The organism is Wenxinia saemankumensis (genome assembly GCF_900141735.1).
In the GTDB taxonomy this organism is placed as follows: domain Bacteria; phylum Pseudomonadota; class Alphaproteobacteria; order Rhodobacterales; family Rhodobacteraceae; genus Wenxinia; species Wenxinia saemankumensis.
Window position 1 is genome coordinate 647,963 of record NZ_FQYO01000002.1, and the last position, 14,744, is coordinate 662,706.

The 14,744-nt window shown below is 68.8% G+C and carries 11 protein-coding genes; 3 read left to right on the top strand and 8 right to left on the bottom strand.

What is annotated here, in order from left to right:
* The first annotated feature begins 2 nt into the window (after positions 1–2).
* Entirely contained in the window at positions 3–2,216 is a 2,214-nt protein-coding gene (gene glgB, locus BUE30_RS06920) for a 1,4-alpha-glucan branching protein GlgB (RefSeq protein WP_073327388.1), read from the top strand.
* Positions 2,217–2,321: 105 nt separating this feature from the next.
* Here the strand turns inward: glgB and BUE30_RS06925 are convergent, their stop codons facing one another.
* The 4 genes from BUE30_RS06925 to BUE30_RS06940 all read right to left on the bottom strand — a co-directional run bounded on the left by BUE30_RS06925 (position 2,322) and on the right by BUE30_RS06940 (position 6,941).
* Positions 2,322–3,875 (bottom strand): ABC transporter substrate-binding protein, encoded by a 1,554-nt coding sequence (locus tag BUE30_RS06925; protein ID WP_073327390.1) that lies wholly within the window; start codon positions 3,873–3,875, stop codon positions 2,322–2,324.
* A gap of 115 nt (positions 3,876–3,990) precedes the next feature.
* The gene (locus BUE30_RS06930; RefSeq protein WP_073327393.1) at positions 3,991–4,677 is read right to left on the bottom strand and encodes a GntR family transcriptional regulator; all 687 of its coding nucleotides are present in this window, start codon (positions 4,675–4,677) and stop codon (positions 3,991–3,993) included.
* A 231-nt stretch (positions 4,678–4,908) separates the two neighbouring features.
* Positions 4,909–5,892, bottom strand: a complete 984-nt coding sequence (locus BUE30_RS06935) for an ABC transporter ATP-binding protein (protein WP_212590709.1) — start codon at positions 5,890–5,892, stop codon at positions 4,909–4,911.
* Positions 5,893–5,894: 2 nt separating this feature from the next.
* Positions 5,895–6,941: an ABC transporter ATP-binding protein gene (locus BUE30_RS06940; RefSeq protein ID WP_139300513.1), complete on the bottom strand. Its 1,047-nt coding sequence runs from the start codon at positions 6,939–6,941 to the stop codon at positions 5,895–5,897.
* A gap of 259 nt (positions 6,942–7,200) precedes the next feature.
* On the opposite strand from BUE30_RS06940, the gene BUE30_RS06945 reads away from it, so the two are divergent.
* Both BUE30_RS06945 and BUE30_RS06950 read left to right on the top strand, forming a co-directional pair.
* A complete protein-coding gene (locus BUE30_RS06945) occupies positions 7,201–8,175 on the top strand; it encodes an ABC transporter permease (protein WP_073327399.1) in 975 nt (324 codons plus the stop codon).
* A 13-nt stretch (positions 8,176–8,188) separates the two neighbouring features.
* Entirely contained in the window at positions 8,189–9,121 is a 933-nt protein-coding gene (locus tag BUE30_RS06950; RefSeq protein ID WP_212590710.1) for an ABC transporter permease, read from the top strand.
* Between the two features lie 411 nt (positions 9,122–9,532).
* On the opposite strand, the gene BUE30_RS06955 is transcribed toward BUE30_RS06950, so the two are convergent.
* From BUE30_RS06955 to BUE30_RS06970, 4 genes are read right to left on the bottom strand one after another with little or no spacing between them, the layout of a single operon-like run.
* Positions 9,533–10,906, bottom strand: a complete 1,374-nt coding sequence (locus BUE30_RS06955; RefSeq protein ID WP_073327402.1) for a dihydroorotase — start codon at positions 10,904–10,906, stop codon at positions 9,533–9,535.
* Positions 10,903–12,333: a hypothetical protein gene (locus BUE30_RS06960; protein ID WP_073327406.1), complete on the bottom strand. Its 1,431-nt coding sequence runs from the start codon at positions 12,331–12,333 to the stop codon at positions 10,903–10,905. The genes BUE30_RS06955 and BUE30_RS06960 overlap by 4 nt, the downstream gene beginning before the upstream one ends.
* On the bottom strand, positions 12,333–13,511 hold the full coding sequence (locus BUE30_RS06965) for a pyridoxal phosphate-dependent aminotransferase (RefSeq protein ID WP_073327407.1): 1,179 nt from the start codon (positions 13,509–13,511) through the stop codon (positions 12,333–12,335). The genes BUE30_RS06960 and BUE30_RS06965 overlap by 1 nt, the downstream gene beginning before the upstream one ends.
* A complete protein-coding gene (locus BUE30_RS06970) occupies positions 13,511–14,734 on the bottom strand; it encodes a metal-dependent hydrolase family protein (protein WP_073327408.1) in 1,224 nt (407 codons plus the stop codon). Before BUE30_RS06970 ends, BUE30_RS06965 begins: the two co-directional genes overlap by 1 nt.
* Between the last annotated feature and the right edge of the window lie 10 nt (positions 14,735–14,744).

A 14,744-nucleotide genomic window follows, 5' to 3' on the forward strand; every position in this document is an offset into this window, starting at 1 on the left:
TCATGACCACACAGACCGACATTCAGGGGACCGCCCCCCCGCATTCCGAGATCGAGGCCATCCTGCGCGGCCGCCACGGCGATCCGTTCCGGCAGCTGGGCATGCACCGGGTCGGCGAGGACGGACCGCTCGTCGTGAACGTCTTCGCGCCCGATGCCACCGAAGTGACGGTGACCGACACGAAGGGCGGCGAGATCGCCCGCCTCGAGCTGATCGACCGCGAGGGGTTCTTCCACGGCCGGGTGGGGCGCGACGCGCCCTTCGCCTACCGGCTGAAATACCGGAACCATTCGGGCCACGAATGGTCGGGCGCCGATCCCTATTCCTTCGGCCCCGTCCTCGGCGAGATGGACGAACACCTCCTCGCCGAAGGACGGCACGAGGAGCTCTACCGCCGCCTCGGCGCGCATCCGATGGTGCATGGCGGGGTCGAGGGCACGGCCTTCGCCGTATGGGCGCCGAATGCCCGGCGTGTCTCGGTGGTCGGCCATTTCAACGCCTGGGACGGCCGCCGCCATGCGATGCGCCGGCGGGGCGCCACCGGCGTGTGGGAGATCTTCGTTCCCGGGATCGGGCAGGGGGAGATCTACAAGTTCGAGATCCTTGGCGCCTACGGGCAGGTCCAGCCGCTGAAGGCGGATCCGGTCGGTTTCGCCGCCGAGGTGCCGCCGGCCCAGGCCTCGGTCGTGCACGGGCTGCCCCGGCACGAATGGACCGATGACGGCTGGATCGCGGCGCGCGGCGGCGACATGACGACGAAGCCCGTCTCGGTCTACGAGGTGCATCTGGCCAGCTGGCGGCGCACGCTCGAGAACGGGATGCTGGATTACGGCGAGATCGCCCGCCAGCTGATCGACTACGTCACCGAGATGGGCTTCACCCATGTCGAGTTCCTGCCGGTGACGGAGCATCCGTTCTCGGGCTCGTGGGGCTACCAGCCCGTCGGCATGTTCGCCCCCACCTCGCGCTTCGGCTCGCCCGAGGATTTCGCGGGGCTGGTCGACAGCCTGCACGGGGCGGGGATCGGGGTCATCGTCGACTGGGTGCCCGCGCATTTCCCGACCGACGCGCACGGCCTCGGCCAGTTCGACGGCACCGCCCTCTACGAACATGCCGATCCCCGGCAGGGCTTCCACAAGGACTGGAACACGCTGATCTACAACTTCGGCCGGGCGGAGGTCGCGAACTTCCTGCGCGCCTCGGCGACCTACTGGCTGAAGGAGTTCCACGTCGACGCGCTGCGGGTCGATGCGGTCGCCTCGATGCTCTACCTCGACTATTCGCGCAATGACGGGGAGTGGATCCCGAACCGCTATGGCGGGCGCGAGAATCTCGACGCGATCGAGTTCCTCAAGCGGACCAACCAGGTGGCCCGCGACTACGCGCCCGGCGCCCTGACGATCGCCGAGGAGAGCACCGCCTGGCCGGGCGTGAGCCGGCCGGTGGACGAGGGCGGGCTCGGCTTCGACTTCAAGTGGAACATGGGCTGGATGAACGACACCCTCCGCTACATGGCCGAGGATCCGATCAACCGGAAATACCACCACGACAAGATGACGTTCGGCCTGCACTACGCCTTCAGCGAGAATTTCATCCTGCCGATCAGCCATGACGAGGTCGTTCACGGCAAGGGATCGATGCTGGGCAAGATGCCGGGCGACGACTGGCAGCGCTTCGCCAACCTGCGGGCCTATTACGGCTTCATGTGGGGGCACCCCGGCAAGAAGCTGCTCTTCATGGGGTCCGAGTTCGGCCAGGGCCGTGAGTGGAACCATGACCAGTCCCTCGACTGGCACCTGCTGGACGATGCCCGGCACGAGGGGGTGCGGGCGCTGGTGCGCGATCTCAACGCGCTCTACCGGGATCTGCCCGCGCTGCATCAGCGCGACTGCCGCCCCGACGGCTTCCGCTGGATCGAGGGCGGGGATGCCGAGGGCAGCGTCTTCTCGTTCCTGCGGATGGGCGAGGACGGAACGCCCCCGGTCGCGGTCATCAGCAACATGACCCCCGTCGTGCGCGAGCGCTTCCGCCTCGGCCTGCCGCAGGCGGGAAGCTGGCAGGAGCGGCTGAACAGCGACGCGGCCGTCTATGGCGGGTCGGGCGTGACGAACGAGGGCGGAATCGAGGCGGACGAGAGCCAGCCAATGCACGGGCTGCCTGCCTCGGCCGAGATCGACCTGCCGCCGCTGGCGACGGTGTTCCTGACCCCGGCCTGAGATGCGGGGCGAGGCCGGGATTTTTCCCCCGGCCCCGTTTCCCCTGTCAGCAAAAGAAACGGGGGCCGGATCGCCGGCCCCCGTCCTCGTTCCGGTCTGCGCGGATCACTCGGCGAGCGTCGCGTTCCAGAGATAGACCTTCTCGTCGGCACGGGGCTGCCAGTCGACGCGGTTCGACACGCCGTAGAAGTCGGGCTGGAAGTAGAGATGCAGCCAGGGGCCGTCGTCGTAGAAGACCTGCAGCATCTCGTCGATGATCACGCGGCGCTCTTCCTCGGTTTCGGCCGCGTTGATGTCGTCCCAGCGGTCGAACCAGCGCGGATCGTCCCAATGGGTGTAGTTCGTGCCCGCATCCACGGCCGACAGGTCCGCCATGTCGTAGAGCGGCGACCACAGCGCCCCGCCCGAGCCGATGAAGTAGAGCGGGCCGGCATTCCGCTCGCGGATGAGCGGGATGTAGACGCTCGCCCATTCCATCGTGTCGAGTTCCACGTCGAGGCCGACATCGCCGAGATACTGCGCGATCGCCTGGATGACCGAGGCGTCGTTCAGATAGCGGCCCGGACCGGCCTGGAACCGGATCGGGAAGCGGGTGCCGTCCTCGCCGCGGGGCCAGCCGGCCTCGTCCAGCATCTGCTCGGCCATCTCGGGATCGTAGGGATAGGGCTCGAGGCTCTGGTTCGCGTTGGGCGGGTTCACCAGGCCGGTCATCCGCTCGCATTCGAACTGCAGCAGCTGGGCGCAGATCGTCGGCACGTCGACGGCGTATTGCAGCGCGCGGCGCACCATCGGATCCTGGATCGCCTCGCCGCCCGGCTCCTGCGCCATCTCGTCGGACAGGTTGAAGCCGACATACATCCGGCGCGTGCCCTGGATCGGCTCCACCATCGCGTTACCGCGCGAGTTGATGGCCTCCATCTGGTCGGGCGCGACGTTGGTGATGATGTCCACGTTGCCCGCGATCAGCTCGGCCGAGCGGGTCGAGGCCTCGGGGATGATCCGCCAGACGATCGTCTCGAACCCGGCCTCGGGATCGACGCGGTTCAGCACGATCTCGGAGCCGCGGGTCCATTCCGCCATCTCGTAGGGGCCCGAGCCGATCGGGTTGGCGCTGGCCTCGTCGAGGGTCATCGCCTCGTAGCTGTCCATGCAGTGGATGAACACCTCGTCGATCAGGCCGAAGGCGATCGGGTTGGGGCTGCCGAGATTGATGTCGACCGTCAGCTCGTCCACGGCTTCCGCATCCTGGAAGTCGATCGAGGAGAAGACGAAGCCGGGCGTGTTGCCGGTGAAACCGTTCTCGGGATCGGCCGCGCGGTTGAAGGAATAGGCCACGTCCTCGGCCGTCAGAGCCTCGCCGTCATGGCAGGTCAGGCCCTCCTGAAGGGTGTAGGTGTAGGTCATCCCGTCCTCGGACACCTCGTAGGAGGTGGCGAGGTCCGGCTGTTCGACGCCGTCGCCGTCGATGCTGAAGAGCGTGCCGAAGATGTGCCGCGCGACGTTCGAATTATCGCGCGAGGAGATCGCGGCGGGGTCCATCGTCGTGATGTCGGCGGAGAGACCGACGACGATCGTGTCGTCCGCCGGCTGCGCCAGCGCGGTGGAACCGAGCAGCGCGGCGGCGGCGCCGATCCCGGCAAGTCGTGTGATGGCAGGCATGGTGGTCGTTCCCTTGTCCTGTTGGGGTTGGGTGAGCCGCCCCGTTGTTGCTCTTGTCGGGCGGCGGTACGGACCGGCGCCTGCCACGCGGAAGAAGGCGCGACCGGGCCGGGCGTCAGGTGTCCGCGATGGTCTGCGGGTCGATCTCTTCGAGGTTGCGGGTGTGGTCCGAGATCAGCTTCACCGCCCGGTCCATGTCCCGCGCGACCAGCGCGTCGACGATGGGCGGATGGTTGGCGGCGATCTGCGGCAGTTCGGGGCGGCGGCGCATGCGCAGCGCCATGATCTGGTGGATGCGCAGGTAGAGGCTCCGCCAGGAGGCGAGCAGCAGGTCGTGGTCCGCGATCTGGATCAGCGTCCGGTGGAACGCCTCGTCGGCGGCGGTCAGCGCCTCGAGATCGTCGGCCGCGGCGGCGCGGTTCATGTCCTCGCACGGGCCGCGCAGCGGAGAGGCATCGGCACCGCGCTCGATGATGCGGCGCACGGCCATCACCTCGTAGGCCTCGCGCAGGGAATAGATCTCCTCGACCTCGCGGGCGGTCAGCGGCTTCACCCGCTTGCCCTTGTAGGCGATGGTCTCGACGAGGCCGTCATTCTCGAGGATCTGGATCGCCTCGCGGATCGGGGCCCGGCTGACTGTCATCTGTTCGGCCAGGGCGGTCTCGACCAGCGGCTCGCCCGGTTTCAGCCGGCCCGACAGGATCGCGGTGCGGATGCGGTCGGCCACCTGCACGCGCAGCGGCACGTTCTCGATCGGGCCCATGCCGTCGGACGGGACGGCGGTCATCCCCGAAGGGGTCATACGTTCTCTCCTCACCAATACGCGCTGCCGCCGCGTCAGCGGCACCGATCGCGTCGTCTTACACCCACGCGGCGTCCGGCGAGCAAGGACATTCGACTGTCTTATTGCCGATTGCAGACAATCCGCCAGAACGTCATCCGGCCGTCGGTTGTAATCTGCATGTTGTCGACAATCCATAAGGTGACAATGGGCAAGCGGGAAGCGCGCTGTCAAGTCAAAGCTGCATCCGTGTCAGGTGGTCTTGATGCAGGCGCTGAAATGGCCGGCACCGACCCGCGCGAGCGGCGGCACGATCTCGGCGCATTCGGCGCTCGCCATCGGGCAGCGGCTGCGGAAGACGCAGCCCGAGGGCGGGTCGATGGGGGAGGGGATGTCCCCCTTCAGCAGGATGCGGTCGCGCCGGCGGCCGGGTTTCGGCTTCGGCACGGCGGAGAGAAGCGCCTGCGTGTAGGGGTGGTTCGGCCGGGCATAGAGGTCCTCGGACCGGCCCGTCTCGACGATCCGGCCGAGATACATCACGATCACCCGGTCGCAGAAATGCTCCACAACGCCGAGGTCGTGGGCGATGAACAGCATCGTCAGGCCGAGATCGTCGCAGAGGTCGTCCAGCAGATTGATGACCTGCGCCTGGATCGACACGTCGAGCGCGCTGACGGGCTCGTCCGCGACGATGAAATCGGGCTCCACCGCCAGCGCGCGGGCGATCCCGATCCGCTGTCGCTGCCCGCCCGAGAATTCGTGCGGAAACCGGTCGAGGCTGTCGCGCCCGAGGCCGACCTTCTCGAGCAGCTCCGCCGCGCGGTCGGGCCGGTCGGAGGCCGTGCCGATCCCGTGCAGGCGCAGCGGATGGGTCAGGATCTCGCGCACCTTCTCGCGCGGGTTGAGGCTCGCGAAGGGGTCCTGGAAGATGATCTGCATCCGCCGCCGCATCCGCCGCATCCCGTCCGCACTCAGCGTGGTGAGGTCGGTGCCGTCGAACCGGATCTCGCCCGAGGTCGGCTCCTCCAGACGCAGCAGGGTGCGGCCGGCCGTGGTCTTGCCCGATCCCGATTCCCCGACGAGGCCGACCACCTCGCCCCGGCCGATCTCGAAGGAGATGTCGTTGACCGCCTTCACCTCGGCCAGCACCCGGCCGAGCAGGCCGCCGCGGATCCCGAAGGACTTGCGCAGGTTGCGGACCTGCAGGAGGGGCTCGGGCGAAATCGTGTCGCGCATGGTCATTCGGTCCCCATCAGGTCGAGCGTGATGTCCCGCCAGCGGGCGCAGCGCACGAGGTGGCCGGGCCCGGCCTCCTCCAGCACGGGCGGCGCGGCGCGGCAGATGTCGGTGGCGTGGTCGCAGCGCGGGTTGAACCGGCACCCGGCGGGGAGTTCGGTCAGCGGCGGGACGGTGCCCCGGATCGCCTTGAGCCGCTGGCCCCGATGCGCCCCGTCGAGACGGGGGATCGAGTTCATGAGCCCGCCCGTATAGGGCATCCGCGGCGCCTCGAAGATCTGGTGGACGGTCCCGCTCTCGACGACCTGGCCGGCATACATCACGACAACGCGGTCCGCGACCTCGGCCACCACGCCCAGATCGTGGGTGATGAAGACGATCGCCATGCCCATCCGGTCCTGCAGATCCTGCATCAGTTCCAGCATCTGCGCCTGGATCGTCACGTCGAGCGCGGTGGTCGGCTCGTCCGCGATCAGGATGCGCGGCTCGCAGGACAGGGCCATCGCGATCATCGCGCGCTGGCGCATCCCGCCGGAAAGCTGGTGCGGGTAGTTCCGCGCGCGGCGCCTGGGCTCGGGGATGCCGACGAGGTCCAGCATCTCGACCGCGCGGTCCATCGCGGCGCGCTTCGACAGGCCGCGGTGACGGATCACCATCTCGGAGATCTGCTTCCCGACCGTGTGGACCGGGTTGAGCGAGGTCATCGGCTCCTGGAAGATCATGCCGATCTGCTGGCCGCGGATGTCGCGCATCGCCGCCTCCGGCAGGTCGCGCAGCTCGCGCCCCTCGAGTCGCATCGAGCCGCCCGTGACGCGGCCCGATTCCCTCGGCAGCAGACCCATCAGCGAAAGCGAGGTGACCGACTTGCCGGACCCGCTCTCGCCCACGATGGCCAGCGTCTCGCCGGGGCCGAGGTCGAAGCTGACCCCGTCCACCGCCCGGACGCTGCCGCCACCGCCCGTCCGGAACGAGGTCTGCAGGTCACGCACCACGAGCAGCGGATGGCGGGAGGCAGGGGCGGTCTCGCCCTGCGGCAGCTCTTGCATCATCGTCACGGGGGCCCCTCGGAACTCTTGTCTGGGCGGGGCCGCGACCGGCCCCCCTTCGCTTCGGCACTTGACGGCAAGTCGACCCGGGTGGTCTATTGTCGACAGTATGCGACTGACCCTCCCGCCGGACGACGCCGTTGTCAAGCGCCGCGGCGCGGAGGGAAAGAGACCGGCTCCGCAGAGGAAGGGAATTCCGCCCGTGATCGACCCGAACGCCCGCCGATCCATCGCCGCCGCCTCCGGACGGGGCTGACGCGCGATGTGGACCTTCCTGATCCGCCGACTCTGGCAGAGCCTCATCGTCATCATCGGGGTGACGCTGATCAGCTTCATCTCGCTCCAGATGGGGGGCGATCCGACCTATCTCTTCGTCTCCGAGAACGCGAGCGCGGAGGAGATCCAGCGCGCCCGCGAGGCGCTGGGCTTCGACGCGCCGCTGCACATCCAGTACCTGACCTACATCTGGAACGCCGCGCATCTCGATTTCGGCAATTCGCTCAGCTACCGGCAGCCCGCGATGGGGGTCGTGCTCGAGGCGATGCCCGCGACGATCGAGCTGACCTTCTTCTCGCTGGTCCTCGCGATCGCGCTGTCGATCCCACTCGGCATCTACTCGGCGCTGAAGCGGGGCACGCCGGCGGATGGCGCGATCATGACCTTCGCCATGCTGGGCCAGTCGATTCCCAACTTCTGGATGGGGATCATGATGATCATGTTCTTCGGCCTCTATCTGGGCTGGCTGCCGATCTCGGGCCACGTGCCCTTCCTCGAGCCGCTCTTCGAGGGCAACTTCGCCGAGGCCTTCGGCAACCTGCCCGGCAGCCTCTACTACATGATCATGCCCGCCATCGCCGTGGGCTCGTACACGCTGGCCCGGAACGCCCGCCTGATCCGGTCCTCGATGCTCGAGGTGCTGAGCCAGGATTTCGTGCGGACCGCCCGGTCCAAGGGCATCCGCGAGCGGCAGGTGATCGTGCATCACGCGCTGCGCAACGCGTGGCTTCCGGTGGTGACGATGATTGGTCTGGAATTCGGCTTCCTGCTCGGCGGGGTCGTCGTGGTCGAGACGGTCTTCTCCTATCCCGGGATCGGGCGGCTGGTCTTCAACGCGATCAACCAGCGCGACATTCCCGTCGTGCAGGCCTCGGTGATCCTGCTGGCGCTCGTCTTCATCGCGCTGAACCTGATCGTCGACCTGATCTACTCGCGGCTCGATCCGCGCGTGAAACTCTGAAGGACGCCCCGACATGGCAAACATCGACAGCGACGCGCGGCTCGACCTGCAGACGCCCGTGCCGGCCCCGAGCTATCGCCGGCGCGAGGCCGCCCGCGCGATGCGCAGCCTGGTGGCGAGCCGCTGGGCGCTGGTGGGCCTGATCGTCCTGCTCGTGGCCGTCTTCGTCGCGGTGTTCGGGCCGTGGCTGGCGCCCTTCGACCCCAACCGGCAGAACATCATGGCCCGCCTGCTGCCGCCGGGGGCCGAGGGGCAGGGCGGGGCGGTCTACTGGCTGGGCAGCGACCACCTGGGCCGCGACGTGCTGAGCCGCCTGCTCTACGGGGCGCGGGTCTCGCTCACCGTGGGGATCGCCTCGATCCTCGTCGGCGGGACGATCGGCACGCTGCTGGGATTGGTCTCGGGCTATTTCCGGGGCTGGGTCGACGACGTCATCATGCGGCTCGGGGACATCCAGCTGGCCTTTCCGTTCATCCTGCTGGCGATCATGTTCCTCGTCGTGCTGGGGCCGGGGCTGATGAACATCATCCTCGTCCTCGGGATCGGACAGTGGATCACCTATGCGCGGATCGTGCGGGCGCAGACCCTGTCGCTGCGCGAGAAGGAATATGTCGAGGCGGCCCGCGCGATGGGCGACGGCACGGCGTCGATCCTGTTCCGCACGATCCTGCCCAACATCGTGGCGCCGCTGACCGTCATCGCCTCGTTCAACGTGGCCAGCGTGATCCTGTCCGAGGCGGCGCTGTCCTTCCTCGGCCTCGGCGTGCCGCCGGACGTGCCGACCTGGGGCTCGATGCTGTCCGAGAGCCGCGACCACCTGCTGAGCAACAAGTGGTGGATGGCCGTCTTTCCCGGCCTCGCCATCGTTTTCGTGGTGCTGGCCTTCAACATCATTGGCGACTGGCTGCGCGACTTCCTCGATCCCCGGCTGAAGGAGCGGGGGTAGGCGGCGAGCCGGCGAACCAACCTCGGTCCGCGGAGGTCCGGCAAGGTCAGACGACGGGCTGACCCACGCAGCGGACGGCATGATCCCCACGAAAGGCGCATCGGCGGCGCGCGCGGCGGCGATCCATCCGGCGAGCCTGGCGCTTTGACCCTGCCAGAACCGGATGACCCCCGAGCCGAGCGCCGACATTCCCCGGATCGCCGCCGCGTAGGGGCGCGCCGGCGCTGCGCGGGAGGCCCTGCGGCCCCTGTTCCGCGCGGGGCGGGATCGGATGGGGGATCCTCGAGGTGGCGGGGGACCCCCTCTTGGCCTGAGAGGCCCGCAGGCGTGCCGAGGCAGGGAGAGGGCGCCGCAATCGGCGACCCACCGGATCGCGGACCCACGCCGTGAGCGGAGGCGCGCGGTTCCGGCTCAGGGCCGGACGAACCGGCCCGCGCCCTCCGCGCCCGTCACCTCGGCCCCGTCCCAGACGGTCCTCCCGGCCAGCAGGGTCCGCGCGACCCGGCCCCGGAACACGCGTCCGTCCCACAGGTGCGCGACGTCCCGGGCGTGGCTGACCAGCCCGCCGCGCCGTACCTGCGTCTCGCCCGCAAGGTCCACCAGCGCCATGTCGGCATCCGCACCGGGGAGCAGCGTGCCCTTGCGGGGCGCCAGGCCGTAGAGCCGCGCGCCGTTCGCGCAGCACAGGTCGTGCGCCTGTTTCAGCGTCAGCCGGGCCGCCGCCACGGCGTCCAGCATGGCGGGCAGCAGGGTCTCGATCCCGGGACTGCCGGGGGGCGCGGCGAAGAAGTCGCCCGCGGCCGCGTTCTTCTCGTCGAAGGCGAAGGGGGCGTGGTCGGTCGTGACATGGGTGATGATCCCGTCCGCGATGGCCTGCCAGAGCGCGTCCTGATCCGTCCGCGTCCGGATCGGCGGGTTCACCTTGGCGAAGACACCTGCGCGGTCCACGTCGTCTTCCGTGGCGAAGAGGTATTGCGGGCAGGTCTCGGCCGTGAAGTCCGACGTCCCTGCGAAGGCGCGAAGGACGGCGACGGTCTCGGCGCTGGTGACATGGGCGATGTGCAGCTTCGCCCCGGCCCGGATGTTCATGGCGAGCAGCTTCGCCACGGCGACGCTCTCGCAGACCGCCGGGCGGGCGGCGTTGTGGGTGTAGCCCGAGGCGGGGTCGCGCGTGGCGCGGGCCGCCGCCTCGAAATGCGCCAGCAACGACGCGCTCTCGGCGTGGACGACTACGGGCCGCCCGGTGCCCGCCAGCAGTTCCAGCGCGCGAAGCTGGTCGGCCTCGCCCGGAAAGGCGAGGCCGTCGAATTCGTCGCCCCGGCCCGGCGGGGCCGGGGTGGTGAAGATCTTGAAGGCGATGGCGCCCAGGTCGAGGAAGCGGTCGCGCGTCGCCTCGGTCATGTCGCCGGGCGCGGCGTAGAGGCCGAAATCGACCACCGCGTGCTCGGCGAAATGGGCGCGCCTGTCCTCGAAGATCCCGGGCGTGGCGCAGCAGGGCTTGGAAATCGGCATCTCGAACAGCGTGGTGACCCCGCCGGCCGCCGCCGCCCGCGTCTCGGACAGGACCGTGCCGCGCTCGGGGTAGGCGGGGGCGCGGACGTGGAAGTGGATGTCGACGATGCCGGGCAGGACGGTGAGGCCGGTGGCGTTCACCGTCTCGGGCGCGGGGGGCGCGGTGCCGGGGGCGTGCAGGCCCTGCACCCGGCCGCCCGCGACCGAGACATCGACCCACGCGGGTCCGTCCGGCAACAGCACCTCGCCCCCGGTGACGACGAGGTCGGTCATTTGAGGCCCAGCTCTTCCAACGCCGTCGCGACGCCGTCGAGATTGGTCAGCTTCATCGAGGCGTAGTTGGGCGACAGAACGACCCCGTGCCCGCCCGCGCGGTAGGTCGCCATGACCGAGCGGTAGGCGATGTCGGGCGTGCAGACCGCCTGGTCCTCGCGGACCCGCGGCGCGTCGATGCCGAGACCCATGTAGACCTTGGCCCCTCCATGCACGCCGCGCAGCGCGTCGGCACATTGCCCGCCGACATAGGTATCGGGGTCCATCCCCTCCTGCACCGCGCTGGCGAGCGGCGGCGCGCCGAGGCCGAGCATCCTCGATAGGACGGCGGCGGCCTCGCCCGCGTCGAAGTCGCGCAGGATCGACTTGTGCAGGAAGCCGAACTCCTTGTGCCAGATCTCGCCCGACTGGTGCTGGTAGGTGATCGGCTTGACCCAGTCGGCATACATCGTCTGCTCGGCCCAGGGCCATTGCGCGCGGCGGAAGATGTTGAAGTGGTTGCGGTTCCAGACGTTCAGCCCGAAGGACAGGCCCGGCTTGCACCACTTGACCAGCCCGTGGATCTCGCGGTCGAGATCCTTGTTCCGCTCCAGCCAGAACCGCTCCCAGATCAGGATCTCGGGGTGGCGCATCAGGGTGCGCAGGAACTCGATGAAGGCGCCGTCGTCGAACGCCTCGCCCGCCCTGGCGGACGTGCAGAATTCGTGCAGCGCGATCATCGCGCGGCGGCAGCCTTCCGTATCCACGCCCCGGCGCCGCGCCTCGTCCAGCGTCGCCTCCGAGAAGTCGCCCGGCGCCTGGCCCTGGATGCACTGGTCCAGAGGCGAGTTGCGCTCGTTGCACCACATCAGCCCGTCGATGTCGTAGCGCCGCACCTGATCCTCGATCATCGAGAGCATCCAGCGCCGGTAATCGGGATTGGAGGTCGAGGGCTCGTCCTTCAGCCGGCCGTAACAGTCGGTCTCCATCACCTGCGGCAGGTTCGGCACCTCGATCGTGTTGGCGCTCCCGTGACCCGCATACTTGAAGAAGGGCTCCATCAGTTCGGGGAACACCTTCATCCCCCGCTCGTGCGCGGCCGGAATGACGAGGTCGAGGATGTCGATCCCCGCCATTTCGGGATCCGTCGCGCGGAAGTCCTTGATCATCGTGTTGGCATAGAAGCGCGGGTCCGGCTCGAAATAGGCGCCGCCCTTCATGGTGAAGGGCTCGGGCACGCCGTGATCGGGCCAGCCGTCCAGCTTGTGGCTGATCGAGCGGCCGGTCTTCAGCCCCAGCCAGGACACGGTGCCCAGCATCAGGACATTGACGCCCACGCGGTCCTTCAGCGTGTCGAGGACGGTGTCCACCCCCTCGTCGATGAAGGAGATGGGAGAGACCTGGATGCCGACGAACTTCTCGGACGGGTCGGGTTTCGCGAAATCCATCACGCCGCCTCCTTCCGCCTGGCCACGAAGCCCGCGATGCGGTCCATCGCCTCGCGGATCAGGGGCAGGGGTTGCAGGTACGAGATGCGGATGAAGTCGCTGTCGGGCTCTCCGAACATGTCGCCGGGAAAGACCATCACGCCGGTCTCGCGCAGCAGCGCCTCGCAGAACGGCTTCGCCTTCATGCCCGTCGAGGAGATGTCGGTATAGACGTAGAACGCGCCCCCCGGCGCGCCGTAGCGCAGCCCGGCGTCGTCCAGCGCGCCGGTCAGCCAGTCGCGGCGTTCGGCGTAATCGGCGAACATGCGCTCCATCTCGTCCTGCGGGCCGGTCAGCGCGGCGAGGGCCGCGTGCTGGCTGATCGTGCAGGTGTTGATCGACAGCGTGTGGCGCGGCTCGGTCACCTTCTCCACGAAATCCTTCGGCGCGGCCATGTAGCCGACGCGCCAGCCGGTCATGGCGTAGGTCTTGGAGAAGCCGTTCAGCGTGACCGTCCGCTCCTTCATGCCGGGCAGCGTGGCGATGGAGAGGTGCTCGTGCCCGTCGTAGATCAGCTTGGCGTAGATCTCGTCGGCGACGATGAGGATGTCGTGCCTCACCGCGAGGTCCGCGATCCGCCGGATCACGTCGGGCGGGGTCACGGCGCCGGTGGGGTTGTTCGGGCTGACGAGCACGAACATGCGGGTCCGGTCCGTGATCCGGGCCTCGATCTCGGCCGGGTCGAGCGCGAAATCGTCCTTCAGATGCGTCGGCACCGGGATCGGCGTGCCGCCGCACAGGTGCACGGCCGTGTCGTAGGTGGTGAAGCGGGGCGAGGTGATCAGCACCTCGTCGCCCGGCGCCACGAGGCCCAGCATCAGGAGCATGATGCTTTCCTGCACGCCGGCCGTGACGACGATCTCGTCCGCCGCGTAGTCGAGGCCGTATTCGGCCGCCAGGTTCGCGGCGATGGCCTCGCGCAGCTGGGGCAGGCCGGTCGGGCCGGTATAGTGGTGGGCGTTCGCGTCGAGCGCGGCCTTCGCGGCGTCGACGATGTGCTGGGGCGTGTGGAAGTCGGGATCGCCGCGGCCGAGGGCGACGACGTCGTCCATCCCGGCGGCGATGCTCAGCATCCTCGTGCGGAAGGCGCCGTCCTCCTCGACGATGCGGGGGGCGAGGCGGTCGTGAAGCAGGGACATCAGTGCATCCTCTTTCCGTCGATATAGGTCTGGGTGACCCGCTCCAGCGCGGTCAGGTCCTGGTCGGGCTTGCCGTCGACGACGATCAGGTCAGCCAGCTTGCCGGCCTCAAGAGTGCCGAGCGTGTCGCCGTAGCCGTTCAGGACGGCGGCGCGGGCGGTGATGGCCCGCAGCGCGTCGAGGTTGTCCGGGCAGACGCCGACCTCGACCATGAACTTCAGCTCCGGCACGATGCGGTCGTGCTCGACCGCCGGGGAGCCTGCATCGGTGCCGAACACGATCGGCACGCCCGCCTTCGCCGCGCGCAGCAGCCCGTCGAAGCGGGACTTGTCGGCGACCGCCTTCTGCCGCTCGGCGATCTTCCATTCGGGGATGCCGAAGGCGCGGGCGATCTCGGGATCGGCCTGGATCACCAGCGCCGAGAAGGTCGTGACGATGGGCAGCTTGCGGTCCAGCAGCAGCTGGATCGTGGCGTCGGACATCGAGCCGCCATGCTCGATGCAGTCGATCCCGAACTCGGCCACCCGGGCGATGCAGGCATCGTAGGTGGCGTGGGCGGTGATCGGCAGGCGATTGCGATGTGCCTCGTCGATGACGGCGTGCAGCTCGTCGTCGGTGAATTCCAGCGTGTCGTGGCAGGCCATGACCTTGATGAGGTCGGCGCCTCGTTTCACCTGGTCGCGGACGGCGCGGCGCATCTCGTCCGCGCCGGACGCCTCGCGGCAGACCCAGTAGGTGTGGCCCCCGGTCTGTATGATGCTCTCGCCCGAGACGAGCAGGCGGGGTCCGGGAAAGATGCCTTGCGCCACGGCCTGCTTGGTGAAGAGATTGGCGTCGTGCACGCCGAGGTCGCGCACCAGCGTGATCCCGGCGCGCAGGCTCTTCAGCATGTTGCCCGCGGCCTTGTAGGCGCGGATCTCGGGCGCGTCGTACATCGACTGCTGGCTCAGTTCGTGGATGCCGTCCCAGGACAGGTGCGCGTGGGAGTTCATCATGCCGGGCATCAGCGTGCCGCCGGTCTCGACACTGTCCGCGACGGTGGGCGCACCGGCCCGTTCGCCCACGCCCGCGATCTTGCCGCCCCGGAGATGGACGTAGCCGTCCTCGATCACCTCGTCGCCGACCGCGGTGATGACGCGCCCGAACAGCAGGCGGTCGACACCGGGTTCGTCGAACATGCGCTTGGTGATCTTCTGGTAATGCCAGGCGGCTGGTTCGGGCATGTCTCTCTCC

Bases quoted from the DNA above. Each gene is read 5' to 3' on its own strand.
- BUE30_RS06925 (WP_073327390.1), bottom strand. From the start codon at position 3,875: ATGCCTGCCATCACACGACTTGCCGGGATCGGCGCCGCCGCCGCGCTG.
- BUE30_RS06950 (WP_212590710.1), top strand. From the start codon at position 8,189: ATGGCAAACATCGACAGCGACGCGCGGCTCGACCTGCAGACGCCCGTG.
- BUE30_RS06960 (WP_073327406.1), bottom strand. From the start codon at position 12,333: ATGGATTTCGCGAAACCCGACCCGTCCGAGAAGTTCGTCGGCATCCAG.
- BUE30_RS06970 (WP_073327408.1), bottom strand. From the start codon at position 14,734: ATGCCCGAACCAGCCGCCTGGCATTACCAGAAGATCACCAAGCGCATG.
- BUE30_RS06935 (WP_212590709.1), bottom strand. From the start codon at position 5,892: ATGCGCGACACGATTTCGCCCGAGCCCCTCCTGCAGGTCCGCAACCTG.
- BUE30_RS06965 (WP_073327407.1), bottom strand. From the start codon at position 13,511: ATGTCCCTGCTTCACGACCGCCTCGCCCCCCGCATCGTCGAGGAGGAC.
- BUE30_RS06955 (WP_073327402.1), bottom strand. From the start codon at position 10,906: ATGACCGACCTCGTCGTCACCGGGGGCGAGGTGCTGTTGCCGGACGGA.
- BUE30_RS06945 (WP_073327399.1), top strand. From the start codon at position 7,201: ATGTGGACCTTCCTGATCCGCCGACTCTGGCAGAGCCTCATCGTCATC.
- BUE30_RS06930 (WP_073327393.1), bottom strand. From the start codon at position 4,677: ATGACCCCTTCGGGGATGACCGCCGTCCCGTCCGACGGCATGGGCCCG.
- BUE30_RS06940 (WP_139300513.1), bottom strand. From the start codon at position 6,941: ATGATGCAAGAGCTGCCGCAGGGCGAGACCGCCCCTGCCTCCCGCCAT.
- glgB (WP_073327388.1), top strand. From the start codon at position 3: ATGACCACACAGACCGACATTCAGGGGACCGCCCCCCCGCATTCCGAG.